The 18,398-nt window shown below is 42.3% G+C and carries 22 protein-coding genes and 1 pseudogene; 5 read left to right on the forward strand and 18 right to left on the reverse strand.

Features of this window, described 5'->3' with window-relative positions; translation table 11 throughout:
- Window positions 1–13: 13 nt before the first annotated feature.
- A complete protein-coding gene (gene dinB / locus ACYQ5K_RS09200; RefSeq protein WP_044924451.1) occupies window positions 14–1,258 on the reverse strand; it encodes a DNA polymerase IV in 1,245 nt (414 codons plus the stop codon).
- Window positions 1,259–1,451: 193 nt separating this feature from the next.
- On the opposite strand from dinB, the gene ACYQ5K_RS09205 reads away from it, so the two are divergent.
- The 3 genes from ACYQ5K_RS09205 (at window position 1,452) to ACYQ5K_RS09215 (ending at window position 2,863) form a co-directional block, all read left to right on the forward strand.
- On the forward strand, window positions 1,452–1,904 hold the full coding sequence (locus ACYQ5K_RS09205; protein WP_055054213.1) for a helix-turn-helix domain-containing protein: 453 nt from the start codon (window positions 1,452–1,454) through the stop codon (window positions 1,902–1,904).
- A gap of 77 nt (window positions 1,905–1,981) precedes the next feature.
- On the forward strand, window positions 1,982–2,536 hold the full coding sequence (locus ACYQ5K_RS09210) for an ImmA/IrrE family metallo-endopeptidase (protein WP_459777484.1): 555 nt from the start codon (window positions 1,982–1,984) through the stop codon (window positions 2,534–2,536).
- Between the two features lie 33 nt (window positions 2,537–2,569).
- Complete coding sequence (locus tag ACYQ5K_RS09215; RefSeq protein ID WP_026650130.1) at window positions 2,570–2,863, forward strand: hypothetical protein; 294 nt, start codon at window positions 2,570–2,572, stop codon at window positions 2,861–2,863.
- Window positions 2,864–2,935: 72 nt separating this feature from the next.
- Here ACYQ5K_RS09215 and ACYQ5K_RS09220 read toward each other — a convergent pair whose 3' ends face one another.
- Window positions 2,936–3,691: an 8-oxo-dGTP diphosphatase gene (locus ACYQ5K_RS09220; RefSeq protein WP_049946956.1), complete on the reverse strand. Its 756-nt coding sequence runs from the start codon at window positions 3,689–3,691 to the stop codon at window positions 2,936–2,938.
- Between the two features lie 282 nt (window positions 3,692–3,973).
- Between ACYQ5K_RS09220 and ACYQ5K_RS09225 the strand changes: the two genes are divergently transcribed.
- Window positions 3,974–4,297 carry a MobC family plasmid mobilization relaxosome protein gene (locus tag ACYQ5K_RS09225; RefSeq protein ID WP_026650133.1) on the forward strand — a complete coding sequence of 108 codons (324 nt, stop codon included), beginning with the start codon at window positions 3,974–3,976 and terminating at the stop codon, window positions 4,295–4,297.
- Window positions 4,264–5,622 (forward strand): relaxase/mobilization nuclease domain-containing protein, encoded by a 1,359-nt coding sequence (locus ACYQ5K_RS09230; RefSeq protein WP_026650134.1) that lies wholly within the window; start codon window positions 4,264–4,266, stop codon window positions 5,620–5,622. The genes ACYQ5K_RS09225 and ACYQ5K_RS09230 overlap by 34 nt, the downstream gene beginning before the upstream one ends.
- Window positions 5,623–5,688: 66 nt before the next feature.
- Here the strand turns inward: ACYQ5K_RS09230 and ACYQ5K_RS09235 are convergent, their stop codons facing one another.
- The 16 genes and pseudogenes from ACYQ5K_RS09235 to tet(O) all read right to left on the reverse strand — a co-directional run bounded on the left by ACYQ5K_RS09235 (window position 5,689) and on the right by tet(O) (window position 18,350).
- Window positions 5,689–6,381 (reverse strand): SIMPL domain-containing protein, encoded by a 693-nt coding sequence (locus tag ACYQ5K_RS09235; protein ID WP_432335062.1) that lies wholly within the window; start codon window positions 6,379–6,381, stop codon window positions 5,689–5,691.
- Window positions 6,341–7,669 carry an ADP-ribosylglycohydrolase family protein gene (locus ACYQ5K_RS09240; protein WP_044924450.1) on the reverse strand — a complete coding sequence of 443 codons (1,329 nt, stop codon included), beginning with the start codon at window positions 7,667–7,669 and terminating at the stop codon, window positions 6,341–6,343. Before ACYQ5K_RS09240 ends, ACYQ5K_RS09235 begins: the two co-directional genes overlap by 41 nt.
- A gap of 150 nt (window positions 7,670–7,819) precedes the next feature.
- Window positions 7,820–8,425 (reverse strand): hypothetical protein, encoded by a 606-nt coding sequence (locus tag ACYQ5K_RS09245; RefSeq protein WP_459777485.1) that lies wholly within the window; start codon window positions 8,423–8,425, stop codon window positions 7,820–7,822.
- Between the two features lie 22 nt (window positions 8,426–8,447).
- Window positions 8,448–9,008: an AlkZ-related protein gene (locus tag ACYQ5K_RS09250; protein WP_459777486.1), complete on the reverse strand. Its 561-nt coding sequence runs from the start codon at window positions 9,006–9,008 to the stop codon at window positions 8,448–8,450.
- 15 nt (window positions 9,009–9,023) lie between these two features.
- Window positions 9,024–9,662, reverse strand: coding sequence for a hypothetical protein (locus tag ACYQ5K_RS09255; protein ID WP_080656483.1), 639 nt, complete (start codon window positions 9,660–9,662; stop codon window positions 9,024–9,026).
- Window position 9,663: 1 nt separating this feature from the next.
- On the reverse strand, window positions 9,664–10,077 hold the full coding sequence (locus ACYQ5K_RS09260; protein ID WP_028086460.1) for a hypothetical protein: 414 nt from the start codon (window positions 10,075–10,077) through the stop codon (window positions 9,664–9,666).
- Between the two features lie 76 nt (window positions 10,078–10,153).
- Entirely contained in the window at window positions 10,154–10,345 is a 192-nt protein-coding gene (locus tag ACYQ5K_RS09265; RefSeq protein WP_001820669.1) for a hypothetical protein, read from the reverse strand.
- 71 nt (window positions 10,346–10,416) lie between these two features.
- A complete protein-coding gene (locus ACYQ5K_RS09270) occupies window positions 10,417–10,647 on the reverse strand; it encodes a YdbC family protein (RefSeq protein WP_001206986.1) in 231 nt (76 codons plus the stop codon).
- A 45-nt stretch (window positions 10,648–10,692) separates the two neighbouring features.
- Window positions 10,693–11,547: a ParB/RepB/Spo0J family partition protein gene (locus ACYQ5K_RS09275; protein WP_000743700.1), complete on the reverse strand. Its 855-nt coding sequence runs from the start codon at window positions 11,545–11,547 to the stop codon at window positions 10,693–10,695.
- 8 nt (window positions 11,548–11,555) lie between these two features.
- The gene (gene mobV, locus ACYQ5K_RS09280; RefSeq protein ID WP_459777487.1) at window positions 11,556–12,521 is read right to left on the reverse strand and encodes a MobV family relaxase; all 966 of its coding nucleotides are present in this window, start codon (window positions 12,519–12,521) and stop codon (window positions 11,556–11,558) included.
- Window positions 12,522–12,911: 390 nt separating this feature from the next.
- A complete protein-coding gene (locus ACYQ5K_RS09285) occupies window positions 12,912–13,973 on the reverse strand; it encodes an AAA family ATPase (protein ID WP_023612265.1) in 1,062 nt (353 codons plus the stop codon).
- A 154-nt stretch (window positions 13,974–14,127) separates the two neighbouring features.
- Window positions 14,128–14,602 (reverse strand): annotated as a pseudogene (locus ACYQ5K_RS09290) (RNA polymerase sigma factor).
- Window positions 14,603–14,685: 83 nt separating this feature from the next.
- Window positions 14,686–15,111, reverse strand: a complete 426-nt coding sequence (locus ACYQ5K_RS09295) for an RNA polymerase sigma factor (RefSeq protein ID WP_000323895.1) — start codon at window positions 15,109–15,111, stop codon at window positions 14,686–14,688.
- A 94-nt stretch (window positions 15,112–15,205) separates the two neighbouring features.
- Window positions 15,206–15,715 carry a sigma-70 family RNA polymerase sigma factor gene (locus ACYQ5K_RS09300; protein ID WP_105116765.1) on the reverse strand — a complete coding sequence of 170 codons (510 nt, stop codon included), beginning with the start codon at window positions 15,713–15,715 and terminating at the stop codon, window positions 15,206–15,208.
- 490 nt (window positions 15,716–16,205) lie between these two features.
- Window positions 16,206–16,379, reverse strand: coding sequence for a cysteine-rich KTR domain-containing protein (locus ACYQ5K_RS09305; protein WP_002779755.1), 174 nt, complete (start codon window positions 16,377–16,379; stop codon window positions 16,206–16,208).
- 51 nt (window positions 16,380–16,430) lie between these two features.
- Entirely contained in the window at window positions 16,431–18,350 is a 1,920-nt protein-coding gene (gene tet(O), locus ACYQ5K_RS09310) for a tetracycline resistance ribosomal protection protein Tet(O) (RefSeq protein ID WP_087378658.1), read from the reverse strand.
- Window positions 18,351–18,398: the final 48 nt, after the last annotated feature.

Below are 18,398 nucleotides of genomic sequence, written 5' to 3' on the forward strand. Positions count from 1 at the left end.
CACTTCATATTATCTATCCATGAAAGTATGCCTGTGGATGAACCGTATGTTCCTTAGCATTCAGCTGTGCCAGTATCTTATCCTGATACATAAATGCTCTCTGAATACTCTGATAGCCAAACCTTCCACGGATCTCATCTACCACCTGGTCCATCTTTTTGATTTTTTCTCTCTTCGTTTCATCCATAAATAAATCAAGCTGATACGGCATCTCTTCTGATACCAGATCACATCCTCGAACACCAAGACTACGAATTGGATGTTCCCAATTATAGTTTTTCTGGAATAACTCAAATGCAGTTCTGGCAATTTCTTCTGTAAGATTACTTGCCCTGTCCAACTTGCACTGTCTCGTGAAATGATACAATCCATTATCCCGAATCGAGATTTCTACTGTCCTGCATTGAAAACCATTTTCACGAAGCCTGGCTCCTACACTTTCTGAAAGAGCCATCAAAATAATCTTCACGTCCAATTCACTAACAAGATCTCTTGGCGTTGTTGTACTGTTCCCGATAGACTTGATCGGTACTTTATATCCTTCTACCAAAACTGGAGTTTCATCCCATCCATTTGCAAAGGTATGAAGTACCAATCCCATCTTTCCAAGATATGTTTCTAATATAGAAGGTTCTGCTCCTGCCAGATCTCCGATTGTACAAATGCCAAGTTTCTTCATCGTCCGTTCAGTGCTTCTTCCGACCATGAGTAAATCACCTACTGGAAGTTTCCATGCAATATCCTTGTAATTGTCTTTGGAAAACTCTGTAATGGCATCCGGCTTTTTATAATCAGAACCGAGCTTTGCAAATATCTTATTCCAGGAAACACCAATACTTACGGTAACCCCCAGTTCATATTTAATCCGACTGCTGATCTCTTTTGCAATCTTCATTCCGTCTCCCTTGATAGAAGTACTGGCGGTCACATCCAGCCAGCTTTCATCAATCCCAAATGGTTCTCTCTGATCTGTGTATTCACTGTAAATCTCCTGTGCCATTCTAGAAAACCTCAAATAAAGATCCATGCGAGGCGGTACAAAGATTATTTCTGGGCAAACCTGTCTTGCCTGCCACAATGCCATGCCTGTTTTTACTCCGGCTCGCTTCGCAATATAATTCGCAGTCAGCACAATTCCATGTCTTGCTTCCGGATCGCCCCCAACTGCCATCGGCTTTCCGGCAAGTTCCGGATGATGCAGCATCTCAACACTTGCGTAAAAGCAATTCATATCTGAATGAAGAATTGTCCTGCTCATAACATTCACCTACCAGTCTAAAAATCGTAATAAAACTTCTTTGCTTCATATTGACTTTGTGAAGTTTTTGAATTATAATTTCTACTAACTTCACGAACGTTTGTTTGTATTCTATACGTGATAATGAACTCTGTCAATAGTTTTTATGAAGTTGATGAAGTTACGATTTCAAAAACTTGGAAAGGATCCCACTATGAATTTTTCAGACAAGATTAAATTTCAACGAGAACAAAATCATCTGACACAGAAAGAACTTGCAGAACTGGTCGGCGTATCCCAGCGTGCAATCGCAGCTTATGAAAGTTCCGGCACAATCGCACGAATCTCTACTATGAGAAAGCTCGCTCATGCATTAAATGTCTCTTATGATTATTTAAAACATGATGAGATCACAGATCCTTCTTATGGAATTGAAAAAATGGATTATATTGATGAAGTCAATGGACAGCTTGGTGAAAAAGGTGCCAGGGACATCAATGAGATTCTCGAAGCCAACCGTGCTCTTTTTGCTGGTGGCGAACTCGATGAAGAAGCAAAAGATGCTTTCTATCAGGCTGTAACCAAAGCATATCTTTCCTGTAAGATGGAAGCTAAAAAGACATTTGGACGGAAAAAGAAAAACACTGAAACGGAAAGGGATTCATAGGTGTCCGTATTTTCGTACAGCACTTTTGCTACTCTATACTTGCAGCAAACTATCTTATGAAATATCGAGGTGTTTTTATGAGTTCAAAATGTATAAGAGACACTGTTAGTAAAGTAAAAACAAAATATCAGGAAAGTGATCCGTACCGCCTTGCAGCCGCTATGCATATTATTGTTAAAAAGCTTCCGCTTGGAACTGATCCAAACTGTTGCAAAGGCTTCTGTATGCGGGAATGTCGAAAGACCTGCATCGTCATTAACTGCGACCTACCGGAAATCATACAGCAGATTATCCTGATCCACGAGATCGGTCACGCACTCCTTCATCAGAAACCCCTTCAGATCAAGTGTTTTCATGATTTTGAATTATTCGATGGAGTGTCACAATGTGAATATGAAGCGAATTGCTTTGCCGCTGATTATCTTCTGGAAGATGAAGATGTCCTGGAGATGCTTAACGCTGATATGTCCTTTTTCCAGGCTGCCGCAGAACTGAAAGTTCCACCGGAACTTCTTGATTTCAAATTCCGAATGATGAAACGAAGCGGCGTTCAGATTGTAGATTCTCCGATTACTTCCAACAGTGACTTTTTAAAAGATATCCCTACTTCGGGAATAATAGAAAATTACTAAATATGCTATTTTTGAAAAAGGAGATTTTTGAAAATGATCAACTTAAATAAACATAGAATAGACTTTGGAAAAGGGGATGTAGGCATTGGTGTCATCGGTAACACTACAGATTCCGCACAACTGGCATTTTATAATCAGAGTGCACGTCCCATCCATATACTCAAGAATCCAGATCAGAATCCTGGGTTCGAACCCATGGAATTTAAAGAAGAACCTTTTATCATGAGCTTCTCCAATCCTGAAAGCATTGATGCAGTTATTTCAATTTTACAACGTGCCAAATATATTAATTTCACTTCCAAAAACGAACCGCAAAAAACAGAATAGATGAATGATGTATCTTATAAAGAATGGCTGTCTTTTCTCCAATGAGCAGGCAGCCATTTCTCATGTAATTCTTTAATACAAGTCTCCCACATATCCATCTGCTTCCAGATGCATATAGCACTCGTCCACCTTCTCTGATTCCAGAATCCGCAAAACGTGTTCCATACCTGTAGCAAGTTCTTTTGTTTTTAACTCTTCCAGCGGAATCCAATAAACTCTTCCTTCCTCAGAACTCTTTAATTCTCCGGTAAACTTATCCGCTTTATACAAGGTAATAACATAGTGCACTCCGCTCTTATGCCAATGATATAATCCTCCAAGCTTCGGTGCTTCAACCGTAAGTCCTGTTTCTTCCCAGACTTCCCGAATCATAGATTTCTGAAAAATCTCATTTGCTTCTACGTGACCGCCTGGAAAAGTTGTACCGGTATAGCTATCATTTACTTTATCCAGAGCCAGTACATTCCCTTTATGATCCTGAATCATACACATATTCATAAAACAGACCTTCTCAATCTGACTCTCTTCTTTTTCATTCAGAGATTTTCTGACACGTTTGTTGATATCCGATCGTTTGGATTTATAATGCTTGAAGACCTCTCCATACGGAATCCAGATTTCTGCATCTTCAATTTTTTCATAAACAGAATCCACCACTTCTTCCAGATGTTTGTCACTCGGAAAAGTACATTTTTTCATATAATAATCTCTGGTTGCCTGAAACATCCATTCCGCAATCTTTTCTTTCTGCTTCATTTTTAACTGGGAATACTTCTTATTCGTTTGCAGTAATCTCCCATCTATCATCTTATGGTTTTTCCGTGACATCGGTTTGACCTCTTTTCTTCTTTTTCATTCAGATTTTACTATACCACAGAATCATGCTTGCGTCATACTTCTGAGCTTCGATGTCCTCTTTTTCTTCTCTCAGTACCTTATTTATAGAGGGTTCTTTTTTAAGACTCTCTTCCGGCGGCTGTGCCACCGGTAAATAGCAAGGACAGGAAGTGTATATACACTTCCGGAAAACCAGCAATTTAGGGAACCCTGCCCTAAATTAAAAACACAGAAGTCACTACTTCGAAGAACCAAAGAAAGGAGAATCTGCCTATGGCAAAGAGAAAAAGAAATATACAGATTTTGTTTTGTGTTTCCCCAGAAGAAAAAAAGCTTATTCGTAGAAAGATGATTGAATCAAAGACAAAAAATATGGGAGCTTATCTTCGTAAAATGGCAATCGACGGTTACATCGTCAACACCGATACCACTCCACTGAAGAAACAGTATGAGGAAATGCATAAGATCGGTGTGAATATTAATCAGATTGCCAAAAAAGTAAACAGCACCGGTGATCTGTATCCGGAAGAAAAGCAAGAATTAAAAGAGATGGTGAAAGAATTATGGCGTATCTTAAGATCTTCCCAATTAAAGTAACAGACAAGAAAGCTCTGGACTACATCACGAATCCAGATAAAACAGAAGAAAAACTGTTAGTTTCCAGTTTTGGCTGTTCCCCGGAAACTGCAGATCTTGAATTTTCTATGACAAGAGAAATGGCAAAAAAGAATGGAATGGACAAAGGTGATAACCTGGCATTTCATCTGATCCAGTCATTTAAACCTGGAGAAGTTGATGCCGAAACTGCCCATCGCTTAGGGCAACAATTTGCAAACGAAGTACTGAAAGGAAAATATGAATATGTGATAAGCACCCATGTTGATAAAAATCATATCCATAACCACATCATCTTTAATGCAGCAAGTTTTGTTGATCATCACAAGTATGTTTCCAATAAGCGGAGCTACCATAAAATCTGCCGGATCAGTAATCGTATCTGCCATGAAAATGGACTTGCCACCAGTATGCCAACCGGAGAAAAAGGCAAAAGTTATAAGGAGAACATGGAATATCATCGTGGCACCAGCTGGAAAGCCAAGCTACGTGTTGCAGTTGATAAAGCAATCTGGACTTCCATCAACTATGAGGAATTTTTACAAAAAATGCAGTTAGCCGGATATGAAGTCCGACAGGGAAAACACCTGTCCTTCCGTGCACCGGAACAGAAAAACTTCACTTATATGAAATCTCTTGGAAGCTATTATTCAGAAGAAAATGTCCGCATCCGTTTGGCAAAAAACCGTAACAAAATAAAAGCTCCAAGGCATCTGTCCAGAGAAGCTCGCCTGTATATCAATATCTCCACTTATGTTACGACCGGCAATCGAGAAGGATTTGAACGATGGGCAAAACTAAATAACCTGAAAGAAGCGGCACGCACCTTCAACTATCTTTCCGAAAATAACCTGCTGAATTATGAAGATTTCCAACAGCATGTTTCTGATGTTGATGCTTCTGTTAAAGCGGCTGATCAAAGAATAACGCAAATCAACAGTGAGCTGAGCACACAGAAAATCATTCAAAAACACTGTGATTCTTACCGTCTCTGCCGAAAAGTGATTGAAGATTGCAAATCTGCTAAAAATCCAAAAGCATACCGAACCAAACATCAAGCAGAATACCAACTGCACGATTCACTAAAAAAAGAGCTTCAGGATCTCGGTGTTACCAAAATCCCAAGCTCTAATAAAATCCAGAATAGGATAGAAAATCTTGAATCTGAACAAGCTGCTACTGTCCGGGAAAAACAAGAATTGCAGAAAAAGCAGAAGACACTGAATATCATTAGACAGAATTTCACAGCACTACTTAATGCTCCGGAGATGCAAATTCCCATATCAGAAAAAGAGCTAACTCTCTAAAAAGAAGGAGGTACCTACTTTAACGGTGCCTCTTGCTTTTCGTCTAATCTATTTATATCTTCCTCTTTATGCAATTTCCCATATTACAGTTGCCGTATCAGTAACATTAATATCGTCTGCCTCAATATCTATATCATATGCTCCCGGTGCACTCATTTCACATTCCGTACACTCCATTAATCTCATTTCATTCAATGGCTTTGTTACAAAATCTATCTCTCCCCAAGAATAATCAATTGCCTGTATTTCACCCAATTTCACATTTGCTGCTGTTGTAAGCACCTGTGCCTTTTGAATGGAATCCTCGATTGCTTTATGTAACAGCTCATTTTTACATTTTTCTACATCTGCCACTGTATACTCAATAGAAAACTCTGGCCTTAATGAGCTATGAGCCAAAGCGTAAAGGACTTGCCCTAATCTTTTATTATCAGCTGCAAACTCTATTTTCATATGGTGATTATACTTATAACCTTTAAATCTTCGCTTCCAGCTCTTATCTCTGTCCTGATAGCTTTCATATTCTGTATCGACATTAAAATATACTGTTTTAAGGTCTTTTCTCTGAAAACCAAGTTTCTCAAACAAATCCTTGAGAAGCTCTGTATCTTCTGTTGACCTTCGGAGAGTATCTTCATATTCTTTGCAAAGTTCTTCCTTGTTGACATATAACCGGATTTTATCCGGCTTTACTGCTATTTTCCCTTTTCCTGTAACTTTAATTGTTCTCATCATCTTTGCTCTTCCTTTCATTCTCATTATATTCATACCCATTGATTAAAAGCTCTATCATCTTCTTTGTCATCTGAATATACTTACCAAACGGATTAATCACAATTCCATTCACCTGTTCCCAATTAAGTGCCAGACGAAGTATTGATTCAATAGACTGATTCATCTGCACATTTCCAGCAGAACCCTTATGCATCTCTTCAGAAGATGTAAATACTCCAATCCATTCTTTTTCATCAGCATCTTTTACAGTCTCTATTTTAAGTCTTACATCATGGTCAAGCGAAATCGTGTCACCAGCCTTTACTTTACTTATCTGTTCTTCCGACATAAAAGGATTTTCCGTGATATATGGAACAATAACTTCTCCTGCCTGCTGCATTCTTGTTACCATAACTTCCATAAATAACAGCATTCCATTTTTATCCTGCTGAATATAATACTGGTCGATTGCTGCCTCAATCATCTGATTTGCCTGTGTCTCATCCACTTCATCTGAATAAGTATCCACGCTCCTGCCAAGTACATGATCAAATTCATCAAGAACATCCGTCATCAGTCCCTTATCAATCCGGCTTTTACACTCTGCAATCAGCACAGCTGGGATCCCATAAAATGCTTCTGCAATACTTCCTGTAATAGCACCAAGCGTATCCGTATCTCCACCAAGTGATACTGCATTCCGTATGGCATCCTCAAAATCTTTGGATTCCAGAAATGCGATGATTGCCTCTGGTACTGTTTCCTGACAGCTTTCAACATGATGGTAGTAGGTTCGGATATTATCCAATGTTCTACTCAGATCATAATGAAATTCCCTCTCGATATAAGCTTTGATTTCTTCTTTTGAAGATCCATTCCTTGCCATATATATTGCACTTGCAGTTGACTCTGCACCCTTTATACCTTCTGGATGATTATGTGTCACATTCGCTGTAGCTCTAGCTACCTCTCTGGTTCTTTCCATCGAATCATAAAGCCAGCCTACCGCTGACACTCTCATGGCTGAACCATTTCCATAGCTTCCGTATGGCTTCGGATTATTTTCTTTAAGCCAATGTCTGAAGCATCCACCATAGCCTGCATGTGGATATCTTTTTCCCCAATCCTGCATATTGGATGCTACCGCATCTTCAATTTTCTTTACTGCTGCTTCCGGTCCGACTGCCAGGAGAGCTTCTCCAACTGCTATTGTCATAACAGAATCATCTGTAAAGCCACAGCCTTCACTAAACAAATCAAAATTCTTTGTTTTATCACCTCTGTCAAACTCAAACGGACTTCCTATAATATCTCCTAAAATTGCTCCGTACATATATGCCTCCAATTCCCGGATTACTCCGGCACCTCTCTTTCTCTGTTACAATATGAGTATAATTAAAAGGCATCTTCATATGGTCGCTGTTTGGGCGACACTTTCAGAAAATAAAAATGCCGGTACAATATTGCACCGACACTAATTTCTCTAATATTTTTCATTTTGTTCTGACCATACTGGCGTACCATATTTTTTTCTTGCCACATCGCAAATTGCCATTAAAGCATAATAATTAACCCGATTAGGATAATGCACAGCAGGGTGATAATAATCAAGCACCAATGTATCCTTCCAAAGCGCCAACATATTATCCCATGTATCATCATTCTGTAATTCTTCCCCTAATACAAGTTTCAATAGACTGAGATTATTCCCACATACAATGATATCCGGTTGTATAATTTCCAATTCACGCTTTATTTCCAGCCTGTCTTCAAGTGCGTATTTTTTCAAATCTTCATATTCAGATTCGCTTCCGCCATTGCTTTTTTTCACATTGACCACTGCAATACGGTCTATGATTTCTTTTTCCTTAGAACGTAATACTTCATCGTCATACTCACAGATATTATCGTTAAATGCATTATATATTGCCTGTGTCCATATTGCTACCTTTCTCCACATAGTCCATGGACGTTCACAATCATGCAAATCTTCTACCAGATTATAACCATTTTCATTAGAAGTGTATGCTTCCTTTAAGAAATAACATACTCTTGGTGTATGCTGTGCTTCCCATTTTTCTTCACACACTATACCATCTCTGATAAAACGCTTATATGCCTCTCTTATTCACTCTCTTCTTAAAATCGCAGTTGCACAGATATGTCTGCATCATAAGATTCGTTATAGCACCATCAAATCCCTTTTCTCCATCCTTACCAAATCCAGCCTGTTTTTTCAATTCATTTGAATAAATCTCTGAATCAGCATTATCTTCCATAAAATTGACCATTATCTTTTTATGCTTATTAGGTGCTTTCCCATCATCATATAATGCATCAAAATCATATCCATCCCGGCGATAATTAGCAAATACAGGAAGCCACTTTTTTGATATAAATCCTGCCTTCTTATCAAAGAACTTTCCATAGACGATATCATGCCGCCTTGCTATAATAGCCCGCCACATCCATGGATCAATCTCCGGATTATCACTCCACCAGTACTCTGGAACAGTTCTTTCTTCAAGTGAAAACCCATCTATATCATTCTTAAATAATGGTAAAAAGCCAAATTCATTTATATACTTGATTGCTTCATCTACAGAATGGATACATTCCGGGTTGTCCCACTTCATGCCATGCATAATCCATTCACCTGATTCGTTTCCCATAATATATGTACCTCATTACTCAGCGTACTTGTCAATCCAATTTTCGCCATCATATTCATCAATCTGTTTTACTAATCTCGTAAGATAATCTTGTAACCGGCTATCTTCTTCACTTGCATACCACACATTTGCCCGTCCAAATCCATAAGCCCAACCATTTGATTTTCTTGGGACTTCCCATTGTACCTTTCTTGATCTGATCCCTGCAGGAAGTAAGACACAATCAGATGAGTTTGCAATTGCATTGTAATATTGTATATCTTCTGGAGCAAACACTGCCTCTTGATAATGTCTGTAAACTGTAGCATGTTTATACCATCCCACGACCGTCGTAAACTTATGTGCCGGATGCTTTGCACAATAAACAACAAGCACATCATCTACTGATTCTTCTTTTTTTAATAGTTCACAACCTGCAATATTCTCAATCCGCATTTGATTGACATCTTTACCATTATGTGATTTTGTCTCAAAAAATCCCAGACAATATAAGCCTTCCCTTCCCTCCATATTCACCGGTGTAAAATTATATTTTTCATGAGCATCTCCTGTCTCATCAACATAGCTTCCACCATTTAACGGAATATCCTTTCCATCTTCATTTCCTCGATACTCCTTCATCCACGCTATGTTACAAAAAAGTATTCTCATCATATCAACCTTCTTTTCCCTTTGAAAATGGACTCAAGTCGATAAACAATTTCTTCAATCCACTTGTTTCCTTGAACTCTTTGAATAAATACTCCAGAAGTTCTTCCTGCCTTGCCTGCCCTAATGTAAGCCGGTAAAGAGACAGAATCTTTATCAGCCTTTCATAATTAACCTCATCCTTACTCATAGGATACATTGGCACAAGCCTTTCTATTTTTACACTCTGATTTTTTCCGAAACACCAGAATGGTACAAGCTCTGACTGGTCATTCTGCTTTTCCGCTTTAGCAGCTTCAAACATTTCTGTCCATATGTCTCGCTTAAATGTGATACCATCTGCCTTACCATATTTATCAGCAACATTCTGTCTTATTGCCAGACACTTAAATCTATTGATTCTGCCTTCCCTTTGTTCCAAATCAGTCGGTCATTTTTTGCGGACAGTTCATACATGCTATCTGTCCTATCTGTTTTCATGTCCCATTGCGTACATTCTAAGCGGACAGCCCCTCATTGTCGAAGGTGTCGCCCTCGGCAATCTTCTTCCGAATATCCTCGGAGATAATCGGGACAAACGCTTCTGTAACGGTCTGTGTGCCGACATATTCACGGCTGATTATCATCTGCACTGGTGCTTTTGGCACGATACGCTTTCTCTTTTTATCTGCTTTCTTATCCTCGCCCATACTTAAATCTTCCTTTCCAGACAGGGCAGGGAAGAGTTTGGAAATGTCCCCGCCCTGCCAATCAGATACCATTAATCCTCGCTGTTTAATTCTTTCTGTAATGCTTTAAGGAGTGCCGCCGCTTCATCAGCGTTCAGCGTGATTCCCTTGCCGCACTTTTCACGGTTCGGGGAAAAGCTGCGGATGTCATACTTCGGCTCTTTCCCATTCCATGAAATGAGATTGATTTCCTTTGTGTAGCCACTGTCGCCCGTAGACAATACTGCGATTTCCTTTACGATTTCATACTGGATTTCTCTCATTCTCCATACCTCAACTCTCTGTATTTACTTCCCGAAAAAAGAAGATTAGCGGCTGTCACGGTTGCGTTTCCTCTGCAACTCACGCTCCAAAAGTTTGATGATGGTTTCCTCCATCTGCTTCGGCGTTGTGTTCTTCGGAAAGTATTTTTTCAGCTTGCTTGTGTTGATTTTCAAGGTTTCTTTCTGGTTGCCCTTTTCCTCCGTCATAATCGCAAATATCGTATCCATGTCAAGCCGCCCGCTCTGGCTTAACTGTTTCATCCGCTGTGCCTGTGAGAGTGAGGGCGTTGCTTCTTCGCTCTCCATCGTGGCAAAGAGGTTTTCCTGCTCGTCTTTCTTCAAGAAGGACAGTTCCACCGCAGGCGTGAGGGCGATTTTCCCCTCGTCCACCATCTGCAAAATCGGCGGTATCAGTTCCGTCAGGCGGATAAAACGCTGCACGGTCATCCTGCCCACGCCGAAGCCCTGTGCCACCTTGTCGTCCGTCCGCAACTTCGTCACAACTTGTGACGAGGTTAAGTCTGTGCGGAAACCCTGCCGCTTCATGGCTTCGGATTTCATCTTGTAAGCAAACGCCCGCTCCGATGGCAGGATATTCTCACGCTGCAAATTGCTGTCTACAAGGGTGATGATGGCTCGGTCACGGTCTAAGGGCAGGACAAACGCAGGCACGGTATTTATCCCTGCAAGTTCAGAAGCACGGACACGCCGCTGTCCTGCAATCACTTCATAACCGTCCCCGTCCTCTTTCGGGCGTGTGATTATCGGCGTGACAATGCCAAATTCCTTGATGCTTTCCGCTAACTCTGACAGTGTTTCATCTTCTGCCACATGAAACGGATTGTCGGGGAACGGGTACAAGTCTTTGGTCTTTAACACCTTAAAATCCTGTTTCTTCATTCACATATCTACCTTTCTTTCGCTCTGCTTCTATGATTTTTCTGCAATTCTTCCAACACTTCGGGCGGTATTTTTGACAGCAGCCGCCCCATCTGCTCGTTGGTTCTCTGCAATTCAAATATCTTCTGATTCGCTTTCTGCACCTTTAGTTCCTGCTCGTACTTTTCATCACGCATACGCCCCGCATAGTCTGATTCCTGCCCAATTCTCTCTTTCAAACTGTCGATATACGCCTGCTGTTTCCCGATTTCCTTAGAGAATTTCTCCACGTCTGGCAGCCATGCAGAGAGTAAATCTAACGCTTTATCCCTTTTCTTCCCTGCGTTAAAGGCGTTGATGTCGGATAGGGCAGACACGATTTCTTCATACCGTTTATCAAGCCTGCCGCCTAATTTATAGAGCCATGTGGGGACGTGTTTCCGCTTGGTTTCCATTGAGGACTGCCCCCGTTCAAGCTGATTCCACCGTGAGGACATCCGCTCATGGTAGGCGGTCTGCCACTCGGATAATGATTTCTGGTTGCCTAAGATAGCTTTCGCTGACAGCTTATTGTCTGGCGTAATCGGCACAAAGCAGAGGTGCATATGGGGCGTTCTCTCGTCCATATGGACGACAGCGGAGAGGATATTCTGCTTTCCAACACGCTCCGAAATGAAGTCAAGAGCCGTCTGGAAATACGCTTTTTGTTCTTCGGGCGGTAACTGGTTCATAAATTCTGGTGAAGCTGTGATGAGCGTTTCCACCATCATCACGCTGTCTTTCCTTGTCCTGCACCCCGCTTCGGCTACCATGCGGTTAATCTCTTTCTTGTAGGTGTACTTTGGTGGTGCTATGAGATGGTAATTGTTTTTAGAGCGTTCCATATCTATATCTGGGTTGCTTTTGTAGGCTTCTTTCTTCCGCTCGTTGTGGCGTTCACAAGCCGCAACGCCGCCCGCTTTTCGTTTCTGGAAACGCAGGATTGCATAAGGCATAGGCGGATTCCTCCTTTCTTTCGGCGGGTGACCGTCCTTTGGGGTGACAGCGGTGACGGTGGTGACAGCAGTTTTGGGATACCCCCTGCCGACTGCCGCAACTGTCACCCTCACCCCCTGCATGACGGTCATGTCGATGATGACGGTGTTTTTGGGATACCCCCCTCGCAAGAGCCGTCACCGTCATGCCGCCATTCTTTTATCCGAAGCCGTAAGGCGTAGGATAGCAGGGCACAGCCCTGCCTTAAGGGAGTCCAGAGGGAACGTCTGGCACACGACTTTGCAGGGCAAAGTGTAGTGTGTTACACCCTGTAAACGCAGTCGGAAAAATCGGAATGATTTTTCTGACCGCAGGGGTGGTTTTACACGACCGAAAAGGGCGAGTAAATCTCACGCCTGCATTTTGCGTTTACGGGGTGTTCTCCCGTAGGGATGACAGCGGCAGGGTATCCTAATATCGCTGTCACCACCATCACCGCTGTCACCCGCCCTCCTTGCAAGGGCAATCCGCCTGCCGTCTTTCCTGCGGCTGTACTGGTAGCAGATACGGTTCTCGCTTAAAAATGTGGTGCGGTATTCATTCAGCCATTTCGTAATCACCGTGGGTATGGTTTCCGTTTCCCCCATAGCGGCTAACAGTTCCGTTGCCGTGCCTATCCATTCTTCCTTATCCCTCATAAAATCCACCAACCGAAAAAGGACATCTGGTATCGTTTCTTTCGCAAGCTGCTCCTGCGTTTTCCGCTCCACAAGCTCCCAACGGCAATCACGGAAACGCAGCGTGTATTCCTGATAAGGCGTGTCCCTGCCCGTCACATACAGCTTGGCGGTGTCAGACGCACGTTTCTCCTTTTCCAGAACAAAGGTAGCGTCCGCACTCCCCGTTAATCCTGTCGTCCCAGACACCTTGTTGAACACGTCGCTGTCATTCTGCTTTCGGATGTGGTGTACGACAATGACCGCCAGAGAGTGCCTGTCGGCAAAGTCTTTGATGAGGGAGATGTCCCCATAGTCGCTTGCATAGGCATTGTCTTTTGAAGCTGTACGGACTTTCTGCAAGGTATCAATGACAATGAGCCTGCTGTCTGGGTAATCTTTCAGATAATCTTCAAGCTGCACGATAAGACCGTCTGACAGCTTGCAGCTTGCCACGGCAAAGTGGAGCCGCCCGCTTGCTTCGTCCGTCAAACGAAATAACCTGTCCTGTATGCGGCAGAACGTGTCCTCAAGGCAGAGGTAAAGCACATCGCCCTCCATTGTCGGCATATCCCATAAAGGGATTCCCTGCGACACGCATAAGCATAGCTTCAGCATGAGCCAGCTTTTGCCTATCTTCTGTGAGCCGCAGAACAGCGATAAGCCTGTCGGGATAAGGCTGTCCACCACAAAGGATGGTTTCTCAAGCGGTTCATAAAGGAGCGTTTCGGCGTTGACTGTCTGTAACTTCTGCATGGCTTTCCTCCTTTCGGGCGGTGTCTTTGTTTTCGTTGCACATAGGCGTTGACCTCCTTAAAAATAGATTTACTCCCACGGAAAAAAGTGAGAGTATGTAATGCCGCCAATCCCACACAAATAAAAAACAGATTTCTTTTTCGGGCGGTGTCGGTCACGGTTGGAGATATTTCTTCAATTTCCGCCTTTACTTTCTCCTTTGCAATCGCAACAGATTTCTGTATTGCCGAAGCGGTGCAATGCTCCATAGCGGCGATTTGGTAAAAATTGAACTCATACTCGTAGTAGAGCAGGAAACGCCGCCTTTGTATCTCTGGAAGGCTCCCAACCGCCTTATAGAGCGTTTCATTCCGTTCTTCCTCAACCATGCGTTCATCAAGGCTCTTAGGCACACGCAACGCCCGTCTGTAAAGGGTTTCGTCCCATACCTCGTTAAACTCCCTGTGCCGCTCGTCCCATTAGAAAAGATTCCTGTTCCTGCGCTCCATCTGCCGAAACTCCATAAAGAACTGTTCCGACACTTCCAACTCGTGGGATTTGCCCTGCCCGTCCTTAAAGCTGATAAAATACCTTGTGCCGCTTTCCGTGGATTCCTCCCGAAGCGTGTATGCCTTAACCCTGTATGCCATCCTGTTGTCCTCCTGCAAAAAATGAGTGAGGGGATTTCCATCCCTCACCCAGTAGCCCGCAGGATGGCAGGCTGTTTTAGAAGCTATAAAATTTTCCGCAGCTTCTTCCGCAGATGGTCTAACCTCGCATAGATGGCACCAGTCGTCAAATGCACAAGCGGGGCAATCTCCTTTGTGGAATACCCCTGCATTTTCAGCAGGACGATTTTCAAGGTACGCCCGTCCACCGTGACTAATACTTGATAGAGATTTTCGCTCTCAATCTCTTCCAGTAACTCCGCAACCGTACCCACTTCCGCCTGCCGCTCCCTGCCTGCCATGTCCTCAAGATATTCCGCAACGTCATTCGTCCATCGGTAAAACCGCCTGTTGGAATTGAAGTCTGCCCTGTCCGCCATGCGTATCTGCTCAATGGTCGCTTCATCAACGCCGCACTCACGCAGCAGCTTTTCCTCCGCTTCTTTCCAGATACGCCATTTCCTGTCCTCCCGTCCGTGGTTGTATGCCATTCTTACTTCCTCCAATCAGAATTGATTGAGAGGGCAGAGAAAAGCCCCCTCATCTTCCCAAAGGAAAAAACAAGGGGGCTGAACGCCTTAAATTTTAATTTTCTATTATCTTTCTTAGTTTTATTAGGATTCTGGCTTTGCGTTTGTTTACAACGCTCTGGGTTATGCCCAACCTCGCCCCGACTTCACGCTCGGAAAGTCCGTCAAAAAAGATTGCCTGTATCAGCTCCTGTTCACTATCCGACAGCAAAGGCAGGGCGGCTTTCAGCCTGTCCACCATGACCGCATTGACAACGGTTTCTGCAATGTCCACCGCTTCATCAGTGATAAAGTCCAGAGGATTCCCCTCGCTGTCCGTAAATCCGTCGAGAGATAGCAGTCTATTCTTTGTATCTAATTTTTGCAGATAACGCCACCGTTCCTTGTCACGGTAGAAGTCTGTGTATTGCTCCCTCACGACTTCAAGCAGACAGCCTTGAATGGGGATAAACAGCTTGTCCATATAGGTCTGGTCGGATTCCCTGCAACGGCAGAACTCCGTGTAGGATAATTCCACATAGCCGCCACTTTCTCTGATATATACCTTTCTTGGTGCATATTTCACCATAAATACCTCCCATCTGAATTTTTGAAATGTAAAAAATCCAGATGGAGAGGCGGAGAACGACACCGCATATCAGAAACAGCCCTACGGCACTTTCCAACAAAAATCGACAAAAGAAAAACCGCAAAGGCTCTGTGACCTTTACGGTTATAGGAAATAGTAATTCTATTGTATGGAGATTGTACTTCTACTTTCAAGGTGAGAAGTACCGTTGCACTGGCAGAAATTTTTTTAACTGGTTTCCTGCCGTTCTCTGATATGCTATGTATTGATAAATTTTGCTTCGTATGAGCAGATAGATAACTGCCCGAAAAAAGGACATAAAAAAATCCCTCCAAATTTAAAAACAAATTCAGAGGGTAATTTAGGGTATAACAAAATAACCCACCCGAATATCGTTTTTTTTATTTGGTGAGTTTGTTCTTTCAAATACGAAACAAAAAGAGCCGATGATTCGTGAATTGTTCCACAATTTCATCGGCTCTGCGTCTTAAGCGTCTGGCTCTTTGATGACAGTTATCTTCAAGTTGTCAACTTTAATCAATCTTTCTTGTCTGCATTTTGGACAATAAAGGGGATAATTCTCCAAAACAGTGTCCTTCCTAATTTTATTACGGGTTTTGCTCCCACAAACAGGACACAATATCCATTCGCATTTCATCATAATTAGTCTCTAATCCTTTCAAATCTCATTTTATATGACTTTTGCAAGCTGTTAAGCTAACTTGTGGAACATATGCCGAACCTTATCTATACGGCTATTCGGGCGGCGGGGTTGGCAAATAAATTTACCAATAGCTGGCTGGTATCCTTTTAACTCTGTCAAGCAGACTCCCTGCCCATTTGTGAAATAAGTTAAATCGTTCCTGTATTCTTGAATACATCTAGCAGGGATTTCTCCTTTCAGAATGACCTCGTCATTCTTTATCTGAGTACTTACAATATCTGCACAATACCTTGGAGCATCATGATACGCCCGTGAGAGATATTCCTGCGGTGCATAAATTTCAAAGTGGAGATATGGCTCTAATAGTTCTGTCCCTGCTTTTTTTAAAGCCTGCTCCAATACGATAGGGGAAAGCAGCCGAAAGTCTGCGGGGGTACTTACAGGACTATAATACAATCCATATTCAAAACAGATTTTACAGTCTGTCACTTTCCATCCATACAGCCCCTGCTCGCAGCCATAAAGAACCCCCTCCATAACCGCATTTTGGAACGATTGATTTAAATATCCAAGTGAAACTCTGCTTTCATACTGCACTCCGCTTCCAATAGGGAGCGGCTCTATGGACAACCCGACAGAAGCCCAGAAAGGATTTGGCGGGACTTCTATGTGGATGGTATATTCTGCTTTTCTAAGCGGTCTTTCCATATATATAACAGTAGGCTCTTTTATTTCTGCCTCCACATGATATTTTTCCTCAAGGATGGCACAAATGACTTCCATCTGCACATTCCCCAAAAAAGATAACATAATCTCATGTGTAACAGTATCAATGTCAAAATGCAAAAGAGGGTCTGTATCAGCAATCTCTGCGAGGGCATTTAACAGGGCTTCCCTTTGCTCCGGCTTTTGCGGCTCTACCGTTGTCCGAAGTAATGGCATGGGATTATCAATCCATGTTTTGTGAGGCAGGAGTTTTTCATTTCCCAGAATGTCGTTCAGTTTCAAAGTATCATCAGCTAAAATAACAATTTCTCCCGGACAGGCATGGTCAGCCGGGACGATTTCACCGTTTGTCGGAACATACATCTCTGTGATTTTTATTTTCTCTTTTTCAGATATTCTAATAACATCCCTCAAATGCAATGTTCCGCTATATATACGCACATAAACAAAACGCCGCCTTTTCTCTGAATATTCAATCTTAAAAACCTGCCCGCATAGTTCAGATTGACCTTCAGGCGTTGATGAATAAAATTTACTGGCAATTACTTCTATAAGCTGCCGAATCCCCAGATTGTTTTTAGCGCTTCCGTGATAAACGGGAAATAACGTTCCGTTTTGGAATCTCCTGTTTTCTTCCTGTTCCAGTTCTGACATTTTAAACGGTTTCCCTGACATATATTTCTCTAATAGTTCATCGTTTCCCATAATTACCGCATCCCACTGTTCCATATCGTCATTGTCCGTTACATTTATATGGGGATGCTGCCCAACCTTTTGCTTCACTATAATTTCCGAAGAAAGCTTTGCTTTCATTTCCCGATATACCATTGGCAAATCAATCCCCTCTTGGTCAATTTTATTGATGAAAAAAATTGTCGGAATCTTCATTATCTGTAGTGCATGAAACAGTATACGGGTCTGTGCCTGTATGCCATCCTTTGCAGAAACTAATAATACTGCTCCGTCTAATACGGATAAAGAACGGTATACTTCCGCCAAAAAATCCATATGGCCTGGCGTATCTATAATGTTGACTTTTACATCCTCCCACTGAAAAGATGTCACTGCTGTCTGGATAGTGATTCCCCTTTGACGCTCCAAATTCATTGTATCTGTCCTTGTTGTGCCTTCATCTACGCTCCCTAGTTCTGCAATTGCACCACTGGTATACAATAAACTTTCCGTTAATGTTGTCTTTCCTGCGTCAACGTGAGCCAGAATGCCTAAGTTAATTATTTTCATGTGATTTTCCTCCTATCAACACCCAAAAAAGGGCATAAAAATACCCAG

The sequence above is a fragment of the Allocoprococcus similis genome (assembly GCF_054660775.1).

Excerpts from the sequence above, each read along its gene's own strand:
- dinB (WP_044924451.1), bottom strand. The coding sequence starts at position 1,258 with ATGAGCAGGACAATTCTTCATTCAGATATGAATTGCTTTTACGCAAGT.
- ACYQ5K_RS09205 (WP_055054213.1), top strand. The coding sequence starts at position 1,452 with ATGAATTTTTCAGACAAGATTAAATTTCAACGAGAACAAAATCATCTG.
- ACYQ5K_RS09210 (WP_459777484.1), top strand. The coding sequence starts at position 1,982 with ATGAGTTCAAAATGTATAAGAGACACTGTTAGTAAAGTAAAAACAAAA.
- ACYQ5K_RS09215 (WP_026650130.1), top strand. The coding sequence starts at position 2,570 with ATGATCAACTTAAATAAACATAGAATAGACTTTGGAAAAGGGGATGTA.
- ACYQ5K_RS09220 (WP_049946956.1), bottom strand. The coding sequence starts at position 3,691 with ATGTCACGGAAAAACCATAAGATGATAGATGGGAGATTACTGCAAACG.
- ACYQ5K_RS09225 (WP_026650133.1), top strand. The coding sequence starts at position 3,974 with ATGGCAAAGAGAAAAAGAAATATACAGATTTTGTTTTGTGTTTCCCCA.
- ACYQ5K_RS09230 (WP_026650134.1), top strand. The coding sequence starts at position 4,264 with ATGGCGTATCTTAAGATCTTCCCAATTAAAGTAACAGACAAGAAAGCT.
- ACYQ5K_RS09235 (WP_432335062.1), bottom strand. The coding sequence starts at position 6,381 with ATGAGAATGAAAGGAAGAGCAAAGATGATGAGAACAATTAAAGTTACA.
- ACYQ5K_RS09240 (WP_044924450.1), bottom strand. The coding sequence starts at position 7,669 with ATGTACGGAGCAATTTTAGGAGATATTATAGGAAGTCCGTTTGAGTTT.
- ACYQ5K_RS09250 (WP_459777486.1), bottom strand. The coding sequence starts at position 9,008 with ATGGGAAACGAATCAGGTGAATGGATTATGCATGGCATGAAGTGGGAC.
- ACYQ5K_RS09255 (WP_080656483.1), bottom strand. The coding sequence starts at position 9,662 with ATGATGAGAATACTTTTTTGTAACATAGCGTGGATGAAGGAGTATCGA.
- ACYQ5K_RS09265 (WP_001820669.1), bottom strand. The coding sequence starts at position 10,345 with ATGGGCGAGGATAAGAAAGCAGATAAAAAGAGAAAGCGTATCGTGCCA.
- ACYQ5K_RS09270 (WP_001206986.1), bottom strand. The coding sequence starts at position 10,647 with ATGAGAGAAATCCAGTATGAAATCGTAAAGGAAATCGCAGTATTGTCT.
- ACYQ5K_RS09275 (WP_000743700.1), bottom strand. The coding sequence starts at position 11,547 with ATGAAGAAACAGGATTTTAAGGTGTTAAAGACCAAAGACTTGTACCCG.
- mobV (WP_459777487.1), bottom strand. The coding sequence starts at position 12,521 with ATGCCTTATGCAATCCTGCGTTTCCAGAAACGAAAAGCGGGCGGCGTT.
- ACYQ5K_RS09285 (WP_023612265.1), bottom strand. The coding sequence starts at position 13,973 with ATGCAGAAGTTACAGACAGTCAACGCCGAAACGCTCCTTTATGAACCG.
- ACYQ5K_RS09295 (WP_000323895.1), bottom strand. The coding sequence starts at position 15,111 with ATGGCATACAACCACGGACGGGAGGACAGGAAATGGCGTATCTGGAAA.
- ACYQ5K_RS09305 (WP_002779755.1), bottom strand. The coding sequence starts at position 16,379 with ATGATGAAATGCGAATGGATATTGTGTCCTGTTTGTGGGAGCAAAACC.